The organism is Corynebacterium kroppenstedtii DSM 44385 (genome assembly GCF_000023145.1).
GTDB classification, from domain to species: Bacteria; Actinomycetota; Actinomycetes; order Mycobacteriales; family Mycobacteriaceae; genus Corynebacterium; species Corynebacterium kroppenstedtii.
In genome coordinates, this window is the sequence record NC_012704.1 from 2,111,142 (window position 1) to 2,129,474 (window position 18,333).

Consider the following 18,333-nt stretch of genomic DNA (forward strand, 5'->3'; position numbering starts at 1 on the left):
TATCTCGTCGTTATTAAACCTGTTTAGCGATCGACGCAATTGTGCCACTCTTAATGACAAGAATGACGCCCCTGCTGAAGTCGCTGGACTGGTCCTTAAGGCTTTGGGACGTCAGGACTTTCTTATCCCTAATGCCCTTGACTACCGGGTCAGCAAACTGCTTAATGTCAGGGATGCCTTCCACAACCTGTTTCTTGACGTCATCGCCCTTTTCCAAGGTACCGATGAGCTTCGCAAGCTTTTCCGCGTCGCAGCTGCTGAGGTAGACAAACTGCTGAACATTGCGCTTGTTCTCGATGGTGATGGTTTTACCGTCAGGGGTAATGAGGTGATGGAGGGGAGCAGCCATACTCGTTAACGCAGTCTGGCCTTCACAGGTTGGCTTTGCGTTCGCTACAGGCGCAATAGCACCCGAAACAGTCGTTAACCCGCAGGCCAACGCGCCGCTGAGCACAACGGCTCCCATTTTTGTGGTCACTCGCAATGAGTTATCTCCTGTTCATATCGGCCGCAAAGCGACGGATTTCGCGCAACCTCATGACGCATCAATGTTGTGCCACCAGGTTTGCATGAAATTCGCAGCCCGCGGTCAAACTCTGGACTATGCCGTCACCCAATGAGTGGAGCCGGCAATTAAGCTCAACCCCTTAATCAGAACTAAACCAGTTCCCCGCCCCCCTTTACGTCACCGTGACGTCGTAGAGCGGGGCTGTTCTGTCATAGGTCGAGGATGGCTATTGAGTAGCCAATGGGTAGAACCCCGGTGATAGCTCTCCTGAGATTCACCGTGGGTTACCGCAATCTACTTATCCCTCGTGGGAACGGCGGCGGTTCCAGAGGACAACCCCTGCACCTGCACCGATCAGGATCATGGCCAGCAGTGCCAACCAGATCACGTTCGCACCGGTGGAAGCCAAGGCTCCACCGACTCCGTGACTGGAGCTGCTGCCGGATCCGCTACCGTTGCCCGAGCTGGCGGAGCCGTTATCGGATCCACCATTGCTCGATCCGCTAGTTCCGTTGTCGGAACCGTTGGAGTCACCGTGGTTTTCGTCATTGTTAGACGGAGCGGGTGTCTCAGAGGACGAAGTATCAGCCTTGCCTGACTTTCCGGGAACCTCGGACTCGTGCTCATCGGCGGAGTTCGAAGGCTTTTCCGGAGTGGTTTCCTTCGGGGAACTCGGTTTTTCCGGAGCTTCGCTCGGGTGGCCTGGAACAGGCTTACCCGGAGTCTTGCTGCTCTCCGGCTTAGCTGGCTTATCAGCGTCCGGCGTCGTGGACTCGTCACCAGGCGTTGCTGGCTTGGAGGTGCTCGGAGCCGGAGACTCGCTACCAGGCGTCGTTGTACCACTTGTCGGCGGTACGGTCTCGCCTTCAGGTGAGGTCACAAACGTCTGAGCGCTGTCATTGGGGTTCTCGTGCGTGACGGTCTTCCGATCGTCCTTGCTCGGGTTCTTCGGGGTGCCCTCGTTATTGACGGTGGGTTGGTTGTTGTCATCAACAGGGACAGCCTTTTCGAACACAACGTACTGCGTATCCGGCTTCAGATCCGTAATCTTGCCGAAGTCGACGGTTGCGGTGCCCTTGCCACTGTCACCAATGGTTTCGGTCACAGACGCAGGCTTGACACCGGAAACCGGGGTGGCCTTACCGTTTTCAACCTTCATCAACGTACCGGTGAAGGTGTACTTCGTGTCCGGAGCAAAGCCCTCGTAGTCGATGTGATCCTTAACGTTAATGCTCTCATGGAGCTTGGAAGCATCAACCTTAACCGAGTTACCCCCATTGGGAGAAGTCAGACACCCCGAAATACGCACATGCGCTGCAAATCGAGTTTGTAGCTTACGCTAGCATTGCTTCAAAGGTGATTTTTCATATACAGAAGCCCCCCCGTTTAGGAGTCACTGTTAACGAATTGTTATACAAATAATCTTTATAGGTCACACAAAAAGGGGGCGAGGGATGGTTATCAACCACCACTCGCCCCTATATAGAGCCAGTAAAAGGCACTACTTATAGCTCTTTACTTCTTGAAGGGGAAGCCCAGCTCGCGCAGCAGAGCACGGCCCTCTTCGTTATTCGTTGCGGACGTCACGACCGTGATGTTCATGCCGCGGGGACGGTCGATCTTGTCCACATCCAGCTCGTAGAACATGGACTGCTCGGACAGACCGAAGGTGTAGTTACCGTGTCCGTCGAACTGCTTATCCGACAGACCGCGGAAGTCACGAATGCGTGGGAGAGCAACCGTCAGAAGGCGGTCGAGGAATTCCCACATACGGTCGCCACGGAGAGTGACGCGAGCACCGATCGGCATGCCTTCACGCAGCTTGAAGTTAGCGATAGCCTTCTTCGCGCGGCGGATCTGGGGCTTCTGACCGGTGATCAGGGTGAGGTCGTTCAGTGCGCCGTTGATCAACTTGGAGTCACGAGCAGCGTCGCCAACACCCATGTTGACAACGACCTTGGTGACACCCGGAATCTGCATGACATTCGCGTACTCGAACTCTTTATTCAGGGTCTCACGAATCTCGCTGCGGTACCGAGTCTTCAAACGGGGGGTGTAGTTCTCGCTCATGGTTAAATGTCCTTCCCGGTACGTCGGGAGATACGGACCTTCTTGCCGTTCTCGTCGAAACGGTAACCAACACGTGTCGGGTTACCGTCAGCATCGATGATCATCACGTTAGAGACGTGGATGGGAGCTTCCTGGGTGACAATTCCACCCGACTCCGCACCGCGCTCCGGTGCTGAATTAGCGACATGCTTCTTGATACGGTTAACACCCTCAACCAGGACCTTGTCGCGCTTCGGGTAGGCCTCAATAACCTTCCCTTTTGCGCCTTTGTCCGGGCCAGAGATGACGATGACGGTATCGCCCTTATGGATCTTCATTTAGAGCACCTCCGGGGCGAGCGAGACAATCTTCATGAACTTCTTGTCGCGCAACTCGCGGGCAACTGGCCCGAAAATACGCGTACCACGTGGCTCATTGTCGTTACGGATAAGAACGGCAGCGTTCTCGTCGAAACGAATGTAAGAGCCGTCCGGGCGGCGGGTTTCTTTCTTCGCGCGGACAATAACGGCTTTGACGATGTCGCCGGCCTTGACGTTTCCGCCGGGGGTTGCTTCCTTCACGGTGGCAACGATGACATCACCAATACCAGCGAAGCGGCGTGTGGAACCACCGAGCACACGGATGCACAAGATTTCCCGTGCACCCGTGTTATCGGCGACTCGCAAACGCGATTCCTGCTGAATCACTAGAGTCTCCTAGACCTGGGGTTGTTGCTTCGTGCGCCGGATTTCCGACCCGAACGCACCTGGTCTTGTCTGTTTTGAGATGGTTAGCCCGATTCTTCAGCCTCACCATCGCCCACACCGGGGCGACATGAGCACTGAACAGCTGGTGGTAACTGCACCCTGTCACACACAAATTGTGTGCTGACCAGGTGAGAATCACGCCTTCCGCTTGCTATATCGCTAAAAGGGATGGCGACGTTACCACATTCGGGCAGGTTAACCACCTGCCTCAGACAACCCGAACAGTATTGCATACATCGGGGCAATCATCCAACCCTGCGGGCAACAAACCGAATCGGCCCCCATCCGACCGGCTGACGGCTCTCTACTTCGAAGCCGGCGCCGTGTAATGCGCCTCGGACTTCCCGCTCCGTGGGAATCGATGCGCCCGATACCAACATGCGTTGGATGTCCGCCTCATAGTCTTCTTCATCGCCTGAGCCGTCGTCGGCAAGAACTTGGGTTACCACAACGATTAACGACACAGTGTCTTTAAGATTGGCTATAACACCAGGGCCATTTATCGGCCCATTGGAGCCCCACGGATCATGAACAACGGCAACATCGGCTTGGGGGATGTCGAGTTGATCCGGCGTGGCGGACGCGGCGGATGCTGTGTGCGACGCGGTCGTGTGGGAGACCCGGGAGCGTCGGGAATCATTGATCTCCGCCATATTGAGGTCCTCGTGCTCGGGTCGATCCACAATCGTAACCGTGAGGGACGGGTTAGTGCGTGTGAGCTCATCGGCAAGCACGGCCGCACCAGGGCCGAGCGTCAGCGCCGAGGACGCGTCGCCCAGGTCCAAGCCCGCCACCACGGCGGGGGCCACCCACCCCATGCGGAGATTCGCGCCCACTGCTAAGCGGGTTCCCAGCTCCGGCTTGGCGTCTTGCCACTCGGACATCGTGCGGCCGGAGGTGCCCAGCTGGACGGGGTTCCCGGTGCGCAAACCTTGGCCCACGTGGATGAAGGACATCGCGGGCATAGAGCCGAAGCCCGATAGGTAGCCGCCTGCGGGCGAGGTCGGGTCGGCCAACTCCATGCCCACGGGAGTAAGGCCGTATGTCACCGTGGCGTTAGCGGACTGGTCTGCGGAGGATTGATCTGCGCACGCGCTTTCTTCGTGCTCGATGGTGACCAGCTCCAGGGCGGCAAGGTACCGCATGAACCTCACCAAGCGGTCAGACGTAATGCCGGTTTTCTCGGCCAGAGGCTCGGGGGTGGTCAAGCCCGCGTCGATTGCGGTGAAAATGCCAGTCTCGGCGGCGGCGCGGACGGCGAAGGCCGGGGCGATATCGGCCATCTCGGAGAGACGGTTGTAGGCAGCGATGGTGCTGGTAGCCTTGCTGGCGGAGGCGTTGCCGTCCCGCCAATAGCCCACGATCTGGGTGTTCTCGGGCTTGATGCCGCGTTCTTTGACGAGCTTGCGGATCCTGCGGAGTTGGCCGGCCTCGCCGGCGCACCAGACGTACGGGGTGCCCTCGGGCCAGTCCAAGGATTCGAGCGCTTCGCCAAGGTTCTGACCCTGGGACCTCACGACCCAGTGCAGGTCCACGTCGGGGGATGGAATGTTCAACTTCTGAATGCGGTCCGGCGTAGTGACCTCGATAACCGCGACCGCCTTTAACGAGGGGTAGGTCTCTACGCAACGGCCGATGGCGGGCAGCGCGGTCTCGTCCCCGGCCAGGAGCATCCAATCCACCCCCTCGGGGAGGGCCCCGCAATTCTTCGGGCCCGCCATATAGATACTGTCGCCCGGCGCGACGGACTCCGACCATGCCTCAGCCAGGCCGGACCCGTGGCGGGCGAAATCGATATCCACCTCGCAGGCGTCGGCATCCCATCGGCGCACGGTGTACGTGCGGAATAGCTCGTTGATCTCCGCGATCCATTCCAGGCGGCCATCGCCCAACGCCCTGGGGGCTGGCCGCTCCCCTGTCTCCGGGTGGGGGAAAATCAAACGCACATCATCGTCGAAACCTGTGCTGATCATCTCGGGGACGTGCACGTCGCCCTGCTGGTGGGCGTCGAACTGGTCACTGGTGAACGTGATACGCCGCATCCCCGGGGTGATGTCTTCCACGCGGCTCACCGTGATCTCGCGTAAAGAAATCGGGTAAATGTCGTGGTGACGGCTATTGCGTTTCATATGCTCATTCCTTTTAATACGTCGTAAATTTCGGCTGTATAAATTGGCTTTAACGTTCTGCGGGCACCGGCACCCTTCATGTCCCGGTCACGCACGTACGGTACAAGAAAACCCGGGTATGCCACATGACACACCCGGGAAACCCTCATCCGATACGCCACCCCACAGCCACAGGGAAGCGTCGACAATGAAGTAGATAAACAGTCTTACTTATTGGAGTCATCCTTGGAATCGGACTTGTTCTCCGAGACCTTCTTCAGCTCCGGCTTGATTTCCTTCAACGCCCACTCGCGGGACAGGGAGGACGGAACATACAGCGCGGAGGACACAGCCTTATTGTCCTCAACCGTGGCACCGCTCTTGACCTGCTTCAGGTCGTCGTAGCCCGAAACAGCGCGCACCGCGTCCATCCCGTCGGCAGCGAACAGAACCATGAAGTCCGCAGTCAACTTGTCAATGTTCTCCGGGGAAATCATGGCGCGGCCCTGCTGAGTCGGGATCGAACCGTCCGTGTACCCGGCCGGCAGCTTCATTCCCAGGTCACTGAAGAACTGGTTGGCTGGGTTGGCCTCGTCGGTAATCACACCGAAGTTCCCATTGCGGTGCTGAACCACCAGGGCCGACTTACCTTCCAGACCCTTCAAGTCCTTCTTCGCGTTCTCGAAGGCCTCGGTGTCCTTCTTCTCGACGTCCTTGACCTTGTCCTCATCCTGGTAGATCTTGCCCAGGGCCTCCAGCTGCGGCTTCCAACCGATCAGTTGCGGATCCTGGCCCATACCCGGAAGAGTGGGGGCAACTTCCTTGAGCTTGTTGTAGGCGTCCTCGTTGATGCGGTAGAAATCGCCGACAATGAAATCGGGCTTCTCGGCGGCAATCTTCTCTACCGGCAGCTCGCGGGGATCGGCGTCGATCTTCTTGACGTCCTTGAGCTTATCGTTCTTCCACTTAGCGTTCTGAGCATCATCCGGGCTCTGAACAACAACGTCGGGGGTAATGCCCAGGGCGAGGAGGTTATCAACCGAGGTACCCATCGCGACAACCTTCTTCGGCTTCACCGGGTAGGTGTCTTCACCCCAGGCGTGCTTAATCGTGACTTCCTTGGCATCCGACGAATCCTTTGCACCCTCGGACGCGCTCTGGCTGGTTGAATCTGCGGCAGTGGAATCGCTGGAACTATCGTCATCATTCGAGCACGCACCCAGAACCAACGAACCGGCTAACGTCAGAGCGATCAAGGGCATAGGGCGAACAAGTGAACGCTTCACGGAAACTCCAATACAAAAGTATGAACAATGCAGGCCACAGGTCTATGGCAGAGGCTGACTGTCATCTGGTCGGGGGGCAAGATGACCACCAACCCGCGACGCATCTACCATTCAGTATGGCTAGCCTAATTTACTGACACGATAGCGTGCGGAACTTCCCTAGACAACACTTATGAGGGAACGTCCCCCACAATTCACCCCCAAGGAGAACTTACTAGTGGCAATCCCACCCATCGCGCCGTACACCATCCCCGCTCTCACGACAACGCCCACTGTCAGCTGGGCACTTCACGCCGATCGTGCGGCCCTTCTGGTCCATGACATGCAGAACTACTTCATCTCCGCATACACCCCCGACGACGAACCAGCGTCGACAATGGTGGCCAACATTCGGGAACTCATCGCTCTTGCCGACGAGGTGGGCGTCCCCGTGTTCTACACGGCCCAGCCACCGGAGCAAAAGGAGTACCGACGAGGGCTGCTCCGCGAATTGTGGGGGCAAGGTATTCAGACCGACGCGGAGGCGGACATTATCCCGGAGTTGACGCCGCGGAAGCACCACCATGTGATTACGAAATGGAGGTACTCGGCGTTCGCCCGAACAGACCTTCGCGAATCGTTGGCATTTGCGAAGCGCGACCAACTGATTATTACCGGTGTGTACGGCCATATGGGGTGCGGGGTGAGCGCGGTCGACGCGTTTATGAACGACATCCAGCCGTTCCTTGTGCGCGATGCCATTGCCGACTTCACCCGTGACGACCACGCCGCGACCATTAATTGGGTTGCCCGGCGGTGCGGGCGGGTGGTTGATGCTGAGGAGGTGTTGGGGGTGCTGGGGAGCTAGAGAGCGCTTGAGTCAAGCACCCCCCTCTTTGGCTTCCGCAATCAAGATGTGAGGGGAGCGGCTTGCCCTATCAGTCGTTACATTTGTGGTGCTTCGGTGAGCGGAGGAACCAAGCTATCGACAGTAGGCAAGCCCTCTGGAGCAGGAATAGAACACTCCATTTTCAGAGGGCCTCCCTCAAGAGCGGAAGCGACCAGGCTCTGAACCGAGGGCAGCAGCGTCATTCCCAGGTGGGGTACAACGTCATTGGGACACAAGTCTTGGGTGATGACGTTCTGATAATCACCAGGTCCATCCATGAGGTTGATCTGGTACGGCGCTGCATCATATTCCTGCCGCGTTGTGATGTTGACATAGCGGATACCCGGCAAAGCCTCAGTTGGCGTATTCAAGCGGGTAACTTCTTCCCCACCCTCAGCCATTTCGAGGCAAGCGTCGGTGGGGTTCTTTTTAAACCCAGGTGGTACTAGCACATCTGCACTAGCTGGCGGACATTGCTCCTTTTCCAAAGCCTGCGTCTGATACGGCGATCCCTTTATCAATCCGGACAAGGACACGACAGTGCGCACGTCTTTTGCACCGTCAAAGTCCTTCAGCCAATACCGGGTGACGAGGCCACCCTGCGAGTAGGTGACTACGTCGACCTTGTCTGAACCGGTCTCTTTCTTCACCTTTTCGATAAATTCGGGAATTCGTGCTGAATTTCCCTTCACCGTGACATAGGGGCTCGTTTCGGAACGAGTTGGCTCCCACACCATGAAGGGATGGACATCAAATCCTCGTTTGCTCATCATCGAGGCAAACAGGTCAGCAGTCGGCCGGAGTTCATTCGATCCCGAAATATAGACGACCGGTAGTTTTTCTTTGGGGTTGTTATCCTGCGGAGCCTGCACTGGAGCATCTGACACTACTGAAGGTTGAGCATCACCGGCAAAGGCTTGGCCCCCGAGCGGAGAAAGAAGTGTGGCCACGGTAACGCCACAAGCTAAGGCCACGCGGGCAGATAAACGGGAACCCTTTTTCTGAGAAATATCTGAGAGAAGCATAGACAAACCTTAATATAATTAAGGTAGCCACAGGTTTACGATATGTATAAATTCTATTTAACTACCCAAATTAATGGGGTGGGTGGGTTCGGCGTCACCAAAATAGATAAGCGGTTTAGGGGTCGCATGCTCTACCCGTTACTGAAGCATCGTCTCAATCGCGGAATCCCCTCTTGAACACCCCATCCGAAGGCAATTCCCCAGGTGAAATAGGGTGACACCAGGGTAGTGTCATTGGTCTTTCTTGCTCACCTTGCCGACTCCCGTCAATGGAAATTCATCAACGAATTCCACGACATCAGGCACGGCAAAACGCGATAATCCTGACTCGCGGACGAACTTCTTGATCTGCGTAGCCGTCGGTGGTTGGTGGGACGCTTCTGCCGATTGGGAATCCTGTCCGCTCTGGTCTTTCGGTGCATCCGCGCCAGAAGACTTGTAATCATCGCGGAGGATAATGAGCGTACGGATCTTCTCGCCCATCACATCGTCGGGAATACCCACCACTGATACGTCGTGAATAGCGGGGTGCTTCAGTAAGCAATTCTCCACCGCCTCGGGAGCAATCTTCTCCCCGCCACGATTGATCTGGTCTTTAGCGCGGCCGGTCACCGTGATCGCACCGTCGGCAGAGACCGTAACAATATCGCCCGTGATGTAGAACCCGTCGTCGGTGAATGATGACGCGTTCGCCGTTGGATTCCGGTGATACCGGCGGATAGTGTACGGGCCGCGAGTATGCAGGTGGCCGGGCGTGCCGCGATCGACCGGAGTGCCGTGGTCGTCGACGACCCGAACCTCGTCGGCCGGGCTCATAGGAACGCCCTGGGTATTCACGATCTCATCAATGTTGCCACCCAGCTCGGTGTAATTCACGAGGCCCTCGGCCATGCCGAAGACCTGCTGGAGGTTGATGCCCAGTTCGGGGGCGACGCGCTCCGCGGCGGAGGCGCTGAGCTTCGCGCCGCCAACCCACACCGTTTTCATGGTCTCCATTGTGGGGTCGGTGGTCTGGGCCTCGTCGCGACTGTTGAGCAGGCTAATCAGCAGCGGCGGGACCAGTGCCATGTGCGTGCCGCGGTGCGCGTGAATGTAGCGGCGGATGGTCGTGGGCGACGGATCGGGAACGTAGACCACGGTGGCGCCAATGTGGAGGGCCCCCAAGATGCCGGGCGAACTCATCGTGAAATTGTGCGACGCCGGCATGACCACGAGCAACACATCGCCGCGCTGCATATCGCACACCTCGTCGGAGCGACGCACCGAATACAGGTAGTCATCGTGGCTGCGTGGGATCAGCTTCGGTGTGCCCGTCGTTCCCCCGGAGAGTTGGAGGAAGGCGAGGGCTTGCGGGTCGGTTTCGGGTACGGGCCAGGGGGTGGGGTCTGCGTCGGCGTCTGAGTTGGCGTTGACTTCGGTACCATTGACGACGGGGGTGCCCCACGGGTCGTCGGCGCGAGGATCGATCTGAATAGTGGTGAGCTCTGGGCACTCCTCGTGAAGGCCTTTCTCTACCCGCTTGGCGTGTTTATCGCGCGGAGTTGCGGCGATCCGGAGTCCAGTAGGAGCTGTCCGAGCGAAATGGGCGACGTCGTTGGCACCGTGGGCGGGGAGGGCGAAGACGGGAACGGCACCGATGCTCCACACTCCGAAAATCGCTTCCATGTGGACAGCGGCGTTCGGCAGTTGGACGATGACAGCATCGCCCTTTCCGATGCCAAGGTTGCGCAACAGGTTGGCTACCTTGTGGGCCGAGTGGCGGACATCGCTCCAGGTCAGTGAGCGGTAGCGGTCCACCGCGACGGGTGCATCGCCGTAGAGGTCCCGGGCGCGCTCAAATAGCGCCCAGTGCGTGTCGCCGGTGTAGATCCCCAAGTCCCGGTAGCGCTGCACGTCCTCACACCGGCACCCGTTGGCCGCACCCCCCTCACGCTGAGCGTATTCCTTCGCATTCGGCGATGGAATTGTTGCTTGTGTCATAACCCTCATCCTTCGTGCTGCGTTGTTGCTTGGTGTGTTGTTGTGTGGTGTTCGTACTGGTGTGGTGTGGTCCTGCCGTTCACGGTTATTCCAGTTCCTCCCCGATGGCGGGAGCACTCTGCTGCCACCCCACCAAGGAAGCCAGCCCGCCATGATCGAGGGGCAACGAGTACGTACGTAACTCCACCCCGGTGTTTTCCCAGGCCTCTGCCGGATTCCACTGGGCTTGCTGGTTAGGCCTCGGCCGCTCAACTACTCCCGACGTGTTACGCACAATCGGCGCCTTCTCCGCGGTGATAAGAACAACTTTCTTCACGACGCCATGCACAGGGGTGTCGCTGACGTCCCCCATCCATCGCGCGCAGGCACAGACTGAGCACTCTGACCGCTCGCGGAGGGTGTCGTCGGCACGCAGGTCGTGAGCACTGAAACCCGTGATATCGGAGAGAAGGTCCACGTTGAGATCGTCTGGGATCGGAGGCGGAGTCAGCCCGGCGCGAGCTGGATAGGCGTCCAGGACAACCAGGAGATCAACGATGGGGCTGGTGGCGATGTCGCGTTGGTGGTGTAAGCGTGTGCTGACGGCATGGGCGATCGTCGCCCCGAAGGAAAAGCCGACGAAGGTGTACGGCCCCTCCGGCTGGTAATCGCGGATGGCGGACGCGTAGAGATCGACTGCCTTGTTCCAGCTGAGCGGATCAGAGATGTTCGCCGGGAATTGAATGCCGATGATGGGGCGGTCAGTGGTGAGGTATTCGGCGAGGCCCTGGTAGGAGAACACCGAACCGTCAATCGCGTGGAAGCAGAAGAGGGGACGGCCTTCGCCTTCTTTGAGCGTGACCATCCACGGAGGACGGGGACTATTGCCGTGTGTGTCCGTGGGGCTGGTCGGCTGGGACTGAGTGGGCTGGGGTGCCGGTGGCTGAGGTGTTGGGGTCTGGGGTGAATCGCCCTCGATCGCGCGGACAATGCCCCGGGGAGAACCAGCCTCGACGATCGTCTGAATATCCAGCTTGTGGCCACGTTTCCGGAGCTTGCCCATGAGTCGAACAGCCATGAGCGAGTGAACTCCCAAATCCTCAAAGGCAACATCGGGGTCCACCTCCGGGCGGTTGAGCAAACCGGCGATGTCTTCGCAGATATCGCGCAGCAACTGGCTGTCCTGATCGGGGCGTTCATTTTCCGCGTTGGGCTGGTTCGACGTGGTGGGTTCCGACGTTGGAAGGTCCGACGTAGGCTGGTCCTCACGGTCTTGCGCGGAGTGATCGTCCGCGTTCTGCTCTGGCCGGCGTCGGATGTTGTCAAGCACCGGGGCAATCTCGTCACGGACCGCACGCAACGAGTCGGGAGAGTCGACGTCGGCAATAGAGGCACACCGTGACAAAGTGGCACGTAGAGCGTCGGCAAGAGTATTCGCCACGTGCTGCGGAACCACTCCAGGCTGGTAGGCCAGGGCCAGATCAAAGGGGCCTCCCGGCGGGTGGATGACCGTCAACGGGTACTGGGTTTCGCCGCGAGTGGTCAGGCCCGTGATGTGGATACTGCGAGACGCGGGGGCGCGACCGTCGGAATCAGGCAGAGGGCTGGGCTGGGTGTCTGTCTCCGAGAACTCATCGGGGAAGTTGTCGTACACCACCAATGAGTCGAAGAGCGGGCCCGACAGCGGAGCCCCACCGCCAGAATCGCCCACTCGGCGCTCGATGTCGGCCAGGGACGCGGACGTGTGGTCCGCCAGCTCGGCCTGGGCGCGCGCGTGGGAACGCAGGATCGAGGTCAGCGAATCCCCGCGCAGGTCGACGCGCACCGGAAGCGTGTTGATGAAGAGGCCGATCGTGTTGTCGATGCCGTCGAGCTCGCTCGGCCGGCCCGAGGTGACCACACCGAAGACGGCATCGTCATGGCCGGTCAGGGCTGCGACGACACACGCCCACGCGGTCTGAATGAGCGTGTTGGGGGTGACGCCGACAGTCCGAGCGCAGCGGGAGAGATTAGATTTCTGCCGGTCAGAGAGCTGTACGATGCAATGCTCCTCGCCGGATTCGTTGTCGGTGGTCACGGAGTCGTCCGCCGGGGGATCAGGCTCGGCGGTGGGAGCGAGAGCATCCATGACTCGGCTTGCGTGGTCAAGGCCTGCCACGTGATCAATCCAAAGCTCGGTGTCAACCTTCACTCGGGGCTGCATGTCCTCAACAAATTGGCCGTACGGGTATCGCGGGGGCAACTCGGCGATGGCAGATGCGATGGCAGGTGAGAGCGCGGACTCCCCATCACCGTCATTTCCGCTGGCCAGAAGCTCGGCAGCGCGGTTGTACACATGCATCAACTCACGCAAAAGGATCGTCGTGGACCACCCGTCGGTAAGAATATGGTGATTCCCCAACACCAGCTGGCTGCGCCGATCGCCCAACCTCACCAGGGTCGCCGCGACCATATTCCCGCGCGTCACATCGAGCTGCCGGGAAGCCATCCGGTCCAGAACGTCGTCGATAAGCGACGATTGCACGCACGACGGGAGCCCGCGAGCATCGATTACCGACCGCTGCCACCGCGGGGTGCGTGGGATGACGTGCACCGGGCGGTCGAGTGTTTCGTAATCGAACGCCGCCTTGAGCACGTCCTGGCGGTTCATCACGGCCTCGAAGCTGGCGCGCAGGAGCGCCGAGTCCGCCGGGCCCTCGACGGCCATGGACGCGGCGATCACATAATGGTCGCGTTCGCGGGAATCCAGTGCCTGGTACAGCAGACCCTCTTGCAGCGGCGAGAGCCCGTACACGTTCTGGAGCGGGCCGAACCGGCGCTGCCAGCGCTCAATATCCGCGCTGGTCACGGGTGCTAAACAATCCGACGGCGACGCGCTCCCCTCCGCGCTCAGCCCGACAACGGCGAGATCTGTCAGAGCCTTGACGACGCCTTCCGCGAGCTGTTCCGCCTGGCCATCCGTTTCTGCATCGACTGTGATGCTGAGCGATGGTTTATCGGGTTCATTGCCGACGGGTGCTCGGTGGTGGTCGGGTGTGTTCGTGCCCATCCCCGCGCCCGTGATCCACGCCGTGATGTGCGGGACCTCTGGGAAGCCGGGGCGGAGGGTGTGGTGGGTTGGAATGAGTGTGGGGTGCTGTGAGGGGCGGTCCGAGGTGGCGGAATCCGCAACGGTGGAGCCAGGTATGTGGCCTAGCTCGAGTGTGACTGCTGGAGTACTCGCTGATGTATCGGTGGAATTGGTAGTCCGGAAGTTGGCGCGTTGTTCTTTCACGCTGAGCAGGAGCGCCTCAATCTCGGCCCGCGACTCCGACGGCGAAACAGTGACATATCCCGGCGCGGCGAACCGGCCAACAACATCACACGCACCTGTGTTTCCAGAATTCACGGGCTGGGCCGCGGCGGGAACGGAAGGTTGACGTAGCGCGCGGCTCAACACCATCGCGGTGAGAGTTTCGTCGTGATCATCCGCCGGCGCTATCAGAGCAGCTGCGGTCAAAATGTCCTGGTCAGAAAGGCCAAATTTCGTTCCAAGGTTACTGAGTAGCGCCTTCGCGAGTGACGGCTCGATCATTGCGGTGGCCCGGGCACGACTGTGCGCCCACGGGAGCGCCGAAGCGGAGTGTCCACGCCACGAGGCATAGCGATGCTGGCGACCGTCACTATGTCCGTCACCGTGACCCGACCGCTGCACGAGCGCCTCGACAATGCCGATGAGCTGCGCAAACCCGTCGGCATCCACAACCGCATTATGCACGCTCAGGCGCACACCACCGTCGACAGGTTCAAGAGCGAATGGTCGTCCCGCAGCAAGATCGACGGGCGCGCGGAAATCGTCGTCCTCGGCGGGGTTGCGTCGGATAATGAGCTGCTCAGAGCCTGGATTATCTGCGTCCCACGTCGCAATGCTACGAAGAGCCGCGACATCCTCAGCCAGCTTCGTCGCACACGCGCGGCACGCGTCGGCGTCCATGCCCGGGGCACCCGGAATCACGACCGACATAACCGGCTGATTGTCACCAGTGAAAGCTGATCGATCCATTCCCGACGGGGCGTCCACCACACCAAAGTCCGTCAGAATATTCTGTTGTGGCTCTGGATTAATGTGGCCATCTGTGCTGGTCTCGGGGGTCTGGGAGATAGCCGACGACGCACTGGTCGGCTCACCTGACGACGAACGACGCAAGGACGCGGCGATCTCGCCCAGGGAACGCCCGGACAAAATATCTGCCGGGCGGATCTCAACGCCTTGCTGCTGCAACCGACCGGCCACCACCAGCGCGGTAATGGAATCTCCACCCTGATTGATGAAATCCACGTCAAGGTCGGCGGGCTGCCCCATGACGTCCTGGATCACTCGAGAAACAGCAAGCTCACGCGGTGTTTCGGGAGCTCGGAGGTCCGCGTCCGAACCCTGGTGGTCCCCGCTCCCCTGGTGTTCGGGCGCGCGATCATTCAACAGAGACGACTGCTCAATGAGTTCGCGGAGTACCCGTCGGTCAATCTTTTCGGTTGACGTTCGCGGTATCTGGGGAACCGCAACAAGAGTGGACGGGACCATGTAGTCCGGAAGTATTCGCGAGAGGTGCTGACGTAACTCGGAAAGTCGCTGCCTGACGTCATCAGTATTCGGTTGGGGATCACCGGAATCGGCATTGTGCGCGGGAGTATTCCCGGCAACTCCCTCGAGAACAATTCCTGCTCGTATATTCACCGTCGCCGCACTCACATGAGCGTGGCCGGCTCCGGTTGACGCCGAGTTATCCTCTTCCGGACGAGATGCATCGCCGGCGTTACGCACAACCGCAACCGTGCCAGCTGCACGAACGCCCGGAAGGGCAGCGAGCGCGCCGTCGATTTCCTCGAGTTCTACGCGATGCCCCCGCACCTCGATCTGGTTATCCGCGCGACCGATAAACGCCACCCCACGGCCAGGCACCCACCGCACCCGGTCGCCCGTCCGATACGCGGGAACGAGCGCGTCGGCGTCGGAATCGTCGGTTGTTACGTCGGCACGAGGATGGCTGGCGGTCGCGTCGGCACGGAAAAATGCCTGGGCCGTCGCGTCCGGATTATTCCGGTACCCCTGCGCGATCTGCTCCCCCATCAACCACAATTCGCCTTCTTCGCCCGGGGGAACGACCTCGCCCGACGCGTCGCAAATTCGAATTGACATGCCGGGCACCGGCCAGCCCACCGTCACCGTGCCTGGTGTGATTCGTGCGCACAACGCGTCGACGGTCGCTTCCGACGGGCCGTACATGTTCCATCCGATGACGTGCGACGCTGCGGCCACCTGGTCCCACAGCTGCTGCGGCATGGGTTCTCCGCCGAGCAACACGGCCCTTATCTGCGACTTTTGGGCGTCGAGCAGGGGGACTCCCGAGGCGAGGAGCGCGCCGAAGAGCGAGGGGGTGGCGTCGATCATCGTGATGTTGTCACGGCGGAGGCAGCGGTGAAAAACCTCCCCATCGGCCACGGTGGATCGGTTGTAGATCACGACGTGCACGCCGGCGAAGATCCACGAGAGCTGGTCGATGGCGGCATCGAACGCGAACGATGCTGTGTGGGCGAGTGCGGCGGACGCCGGGGGCTGGGTATTCGCGACATGGTCCAGCGTCTCTGGGAATAGCTGCGCACGGTGGCCCGCGATCAAGTGTTCCAGGGCGCGCCTGCTGACGTTCACACCCTTCGGCCGTCCCGTCGTGCCGGAGGTGTAGACGATGTAGGCCAAGTCGTCGGAAGGTGCATCCTCGTCGGGTTCGTGTGGCGGGGTTTGCTCATCGTCCCCGTGCTCTACAGGCTGAACGTCATCGAGCCCCCTCACCACGACTGACGCGGCACTATCTTTCATGATGAACGAACGCCGATCCTGCGGAGCGTCGTCGTCGATGACGACAAACGGGCGATGCGCGCGCAACGAAGCCAGAACCGCAATTGCCTGGGCTGCGCTCTTCGGCATATCGATGGCAACGACGCCACCTGCGGGACAGACCGACGCGATAGAATCCGCCAGCTGATCACACTTTTTTACCAGTTCAGAGCCGGTGTACGTGGTTTCCGTGGAACTGGTGGAAGTTTCCGAGTACTCCGGCGAACCATCGGCCAGCACAACATGATCACCCCACCGCAGTGCGAGCGAATCGATCAGACTATCTAGTGACTCAATCGAACCGCGAGACGGATCGTCGGAGGAGCCCTCGGACGAAGCACCGGCCAACGCTTCCCCATCCCACTCTTCGCGAAGAGCTGCCGGGATCTGTTCAGGACGGATACGTATATCGGACGAAGCGGGCAGAGAACTCTCGACCTCCGACCGCCGATCCAACCCCAGCCCCACATTCACCACAGCCCGAATATCGGATAAGCGCTGGTGAACAACCTGCGGCGGAACGTCGGCAACCGTCTCAAAACTCAGATCCACGCCACCAGACCGGCCCGGCGCGGCAACCAGCACGAGGTTTTCCGGCGGACCACCCGCCACATTCCGGAGGTACCCTCGCGTTTTCCCAAACTTGAGGGCGGCGTCGAAAACCTTCAAGTTGACGCCGATCCCGCGCAGGATCGAGGAATCCCCGTACACCTTCGCCACCTCGGACCCCGGGAACCGCTGGTGCTCGCGCACGGTCCGCATTGTTTCCTCGACGGCGTGCGCGTTTTCGGGGAGCGTCGCGTTGAGGTCGATGGGCAACCGCACGGGCAGCATGTTGACCATCATCGCCGGAGTACGCCGCTGAGCTGCAGTTTCTCGCGCCGCAAACGGCATGGCCACCACAAGTTCGTCGGCCTCGACCCCCTGCACGCGCCGCAAGTACACGCCGTATGCCGTCAACAGGGAGTCTACCCACGTCGTCCCGTGGCGCTGAGACGCCGCTTTCCACGCGTCCAGCTCGTCGGCGTCCACCGTGAGCACCGTTGTTCGGCTGGAACTCTCGGACCCACCGATGAGCTCATCTCGCCACTGCGTGCTGCCCACCCCAGCCAGCGAGTCCTGCCACCACTGCGCATCGCGGTCCCGGTTGTCCGACTCGTGGTACTCGCAATCTTCCTTAACGACGCTGGTCAGGGCGCTAAATTTCGCCGGACGTGCTTTTTTAACGCCCGTGAGCTCGGTGTAATGGGCAGCGGTGCGTCGGGCCAGGATCATGGACGCGTAGCCGTCGACAATGAGGTGGTGATACAGCTGGATGATCCACACGCGACGGTGATCCAAGCGAAGGACCTCGAAATGGCAGAGTGGGCGATCGACGAGGCCCGCCCACGCCTCCGCGCACCGTGCTTTCGCGGCGTCAACATAGGCGTTCGCGGCGGCCTCGGGTGCAGGGTGAGCGCGCAGGTCGTGAATGGGGATCGTGATGTACTCTCCCGCCGCGACGTCGATAACCCTTTGACGTGGGGAACCGTCGGCACGAACAGCGCCAGTGTCCTCCCCCGCGGAGTCATCGGCACGAATATCCGTCGCACCCTTCCCCTGCCGGAACTGAAGACGCAGTGTTTCAGCCTCCGCGATCGTCTGATGCAGCGCCTGAACAACGTCGGCAACCGAAATATCCGGCTGAGAGTCCCTCGGGTCGAGCTCCAGCACCTCGCCCACGACGTAATAGGGCGAACTCGGATCCAGTGACTGCGCGTTCCAAATACCCATCTGCGCTGCGGTGAGAGGGAACCAGTCCGGGGAGGTCGGATTATCAGGGTCACTCGCACGCGCCGAATCAAAGGTCATAACGTTAGGCTACACTGCTCAAAAGACACACAAACGAGCA

The 18,333-nt window shown here is 60.0% G+C and carries 11 protein-coding genes; 1 reads left to right on the forward strand and 10 read right to left on the reverse strand.

Annotated elements, in window-relative coordinates:
- Window positions 1-13: 13 nt before the first annotated feature.
- From CKROP_RS08910 to CKROP_RS08940, 7 genes are all read right to left on the reverse strand, one after another.
- Window positions 14-478, reverse strand: a complete 465-nt coding sequence (locus tag CKROP_RS08910; protein ID WP_148209680.1) for a hypothetical protein — start codon at window positions 476-478, stop codon at window positions 14-16.
- A 328-nt stretch (window positions 479-806) separates the two neighbouring features.
- Complete coding sequence (locus CKROP_RS08915) at window positions 807-1,817, reverse strand: VaFE repeat-containing surface-anchored protein (RefSeq protein ID WP_012732415.1); 1,011 nt, start codon at window positions 1,815-1,817, stop codon at window positions 807-809.
- A 206-nt stretch (window positions 1,818-2,023) separates the two neighbouring features.
- On the reverse strand, window positions 2,024-2,578 hold the full coding sequence (gene rplE / locus CKROP_RS08920; protein ID WP_012732416.1) for a 50S ribosomal protein L5: 555 nt from the start codon (window positions 2,576-2,578) through the stop codon (window positions 2,024-2,026).
- 2 nt (window positions 2,579-2,580) lie between these two features.
- A complete protein-coding gene (gene rplX / locus CKROP_RS08925; protein WP_012732417.1) occupies window positions 2,581-2,895 on the reverse strand; it encodes a 50S ribosomal protein L24 in 315 nt (104 codons plus the stop codon).
- The gene (gene rplN / locus CKROP_RS08930; RefSeq protein WP_012732418.1) at window positions 2,896-3,264 is read right to left on the reverse strand and encodes a 50S ribosomal protein L14; all 369 of its coding nucleotides are present in this window, start codon (window positions 3,262-3,264) and stop codon (window positions 2,896-2,898) included. It abuts the gene before it with no gap.
- Window positions 3,265-3,569: 305 nt separating this feature from the next.
- Window positions 3,570-5,453, reverse strand: coding sequence for a siderophore-interacting protein (locus CKROP_RS08935; protein WP_012732419.1), 1,884 nt, complete (start codon window positions 5,451-5,453; stop codon window positions 3,570-3,572).
- A gap of 206 nt (window positions 5,454-5,659) precedes the next feature.
- On the reverse strand, window positions 5,660-6,718 hold the full coding sequence (locus CKROP_RS08940) for an ABC transporter substrate-binding protein (protein ID WP_012732420.1): 1,059 nt from the start codon (window positions 6,716-6,718) through the stop codon (window positions 5,660-5,662).
- Window positions 6,719-6,935: 217 nt separating this feature from the next.
- Here CKROP_RS08940 and CKROP_RS08945 point away from each other — a divergent pair, with 217 nt between their 5' ends.
- Window positions 6,936-7,565 carry an isochorismatase family protein gene (locus CKROP_RS08945; protein WP_012732421.1) on the forward strand — a complete coding sequence of 210 codons (630 nt, stop codon included), beginning with the start codon at window positions 6,936-6,938 and terminating at the stop codon, window positions 7,563-7,565.
- 77 nt (window positions 7,566-7,642) lie between these two features.
- Here CKROP_RS08945 and CKROP_RS08950 read toward each other — a convergent pair whose 3' ends face one another.
- The 3 genes from CKROP_RS08950 to CKROP_RS08960 all read right to left on the reverse strand — a co-directional run bounded on the left by CKROP_RS08950 (window position 7,643) and on the right by CKROP_RS08960 (window position 18,293).
- Window positions 7,643-8,611, reverse strand: a complete 969-nt coding sequence (locus tag CKROP_RS08950; protein WP_012732422.1) for an esterase/lipase family protein — start codon at window positions 8,609-8,611, stop codon at window positions 7,643-7,645.
- 231 nt (window positions 8,612-8,842) lie between these two features.
- Window positions 8,843-10,591 (reverse strand): (2,3-dihydroxybenzoyl)adenylate synthase, encoded by a 1,749-nt coding sequence (locus CKROP_RS08955; RefSeq protein ID WP_012732423.1) that lies wholly within the window; start codon window positions 10,589-10,591, stop codon window positions 8,843-8,845.
- Window positions 10,592-10,676: 85 nt separating this feature from the next.
- Window positions 10,677-18,293, reverse strand: a complete 7,617-nt coding sequence (locus CKROP_RS08960; protein WP_012732424.1) for a condensation domain-containing protein — start codon at window positions 18,291-18,293, stop codon at window positions 10,677-10,679.
- Window positions 18,294-18,333: the final 40 nt, after the last annotated feature.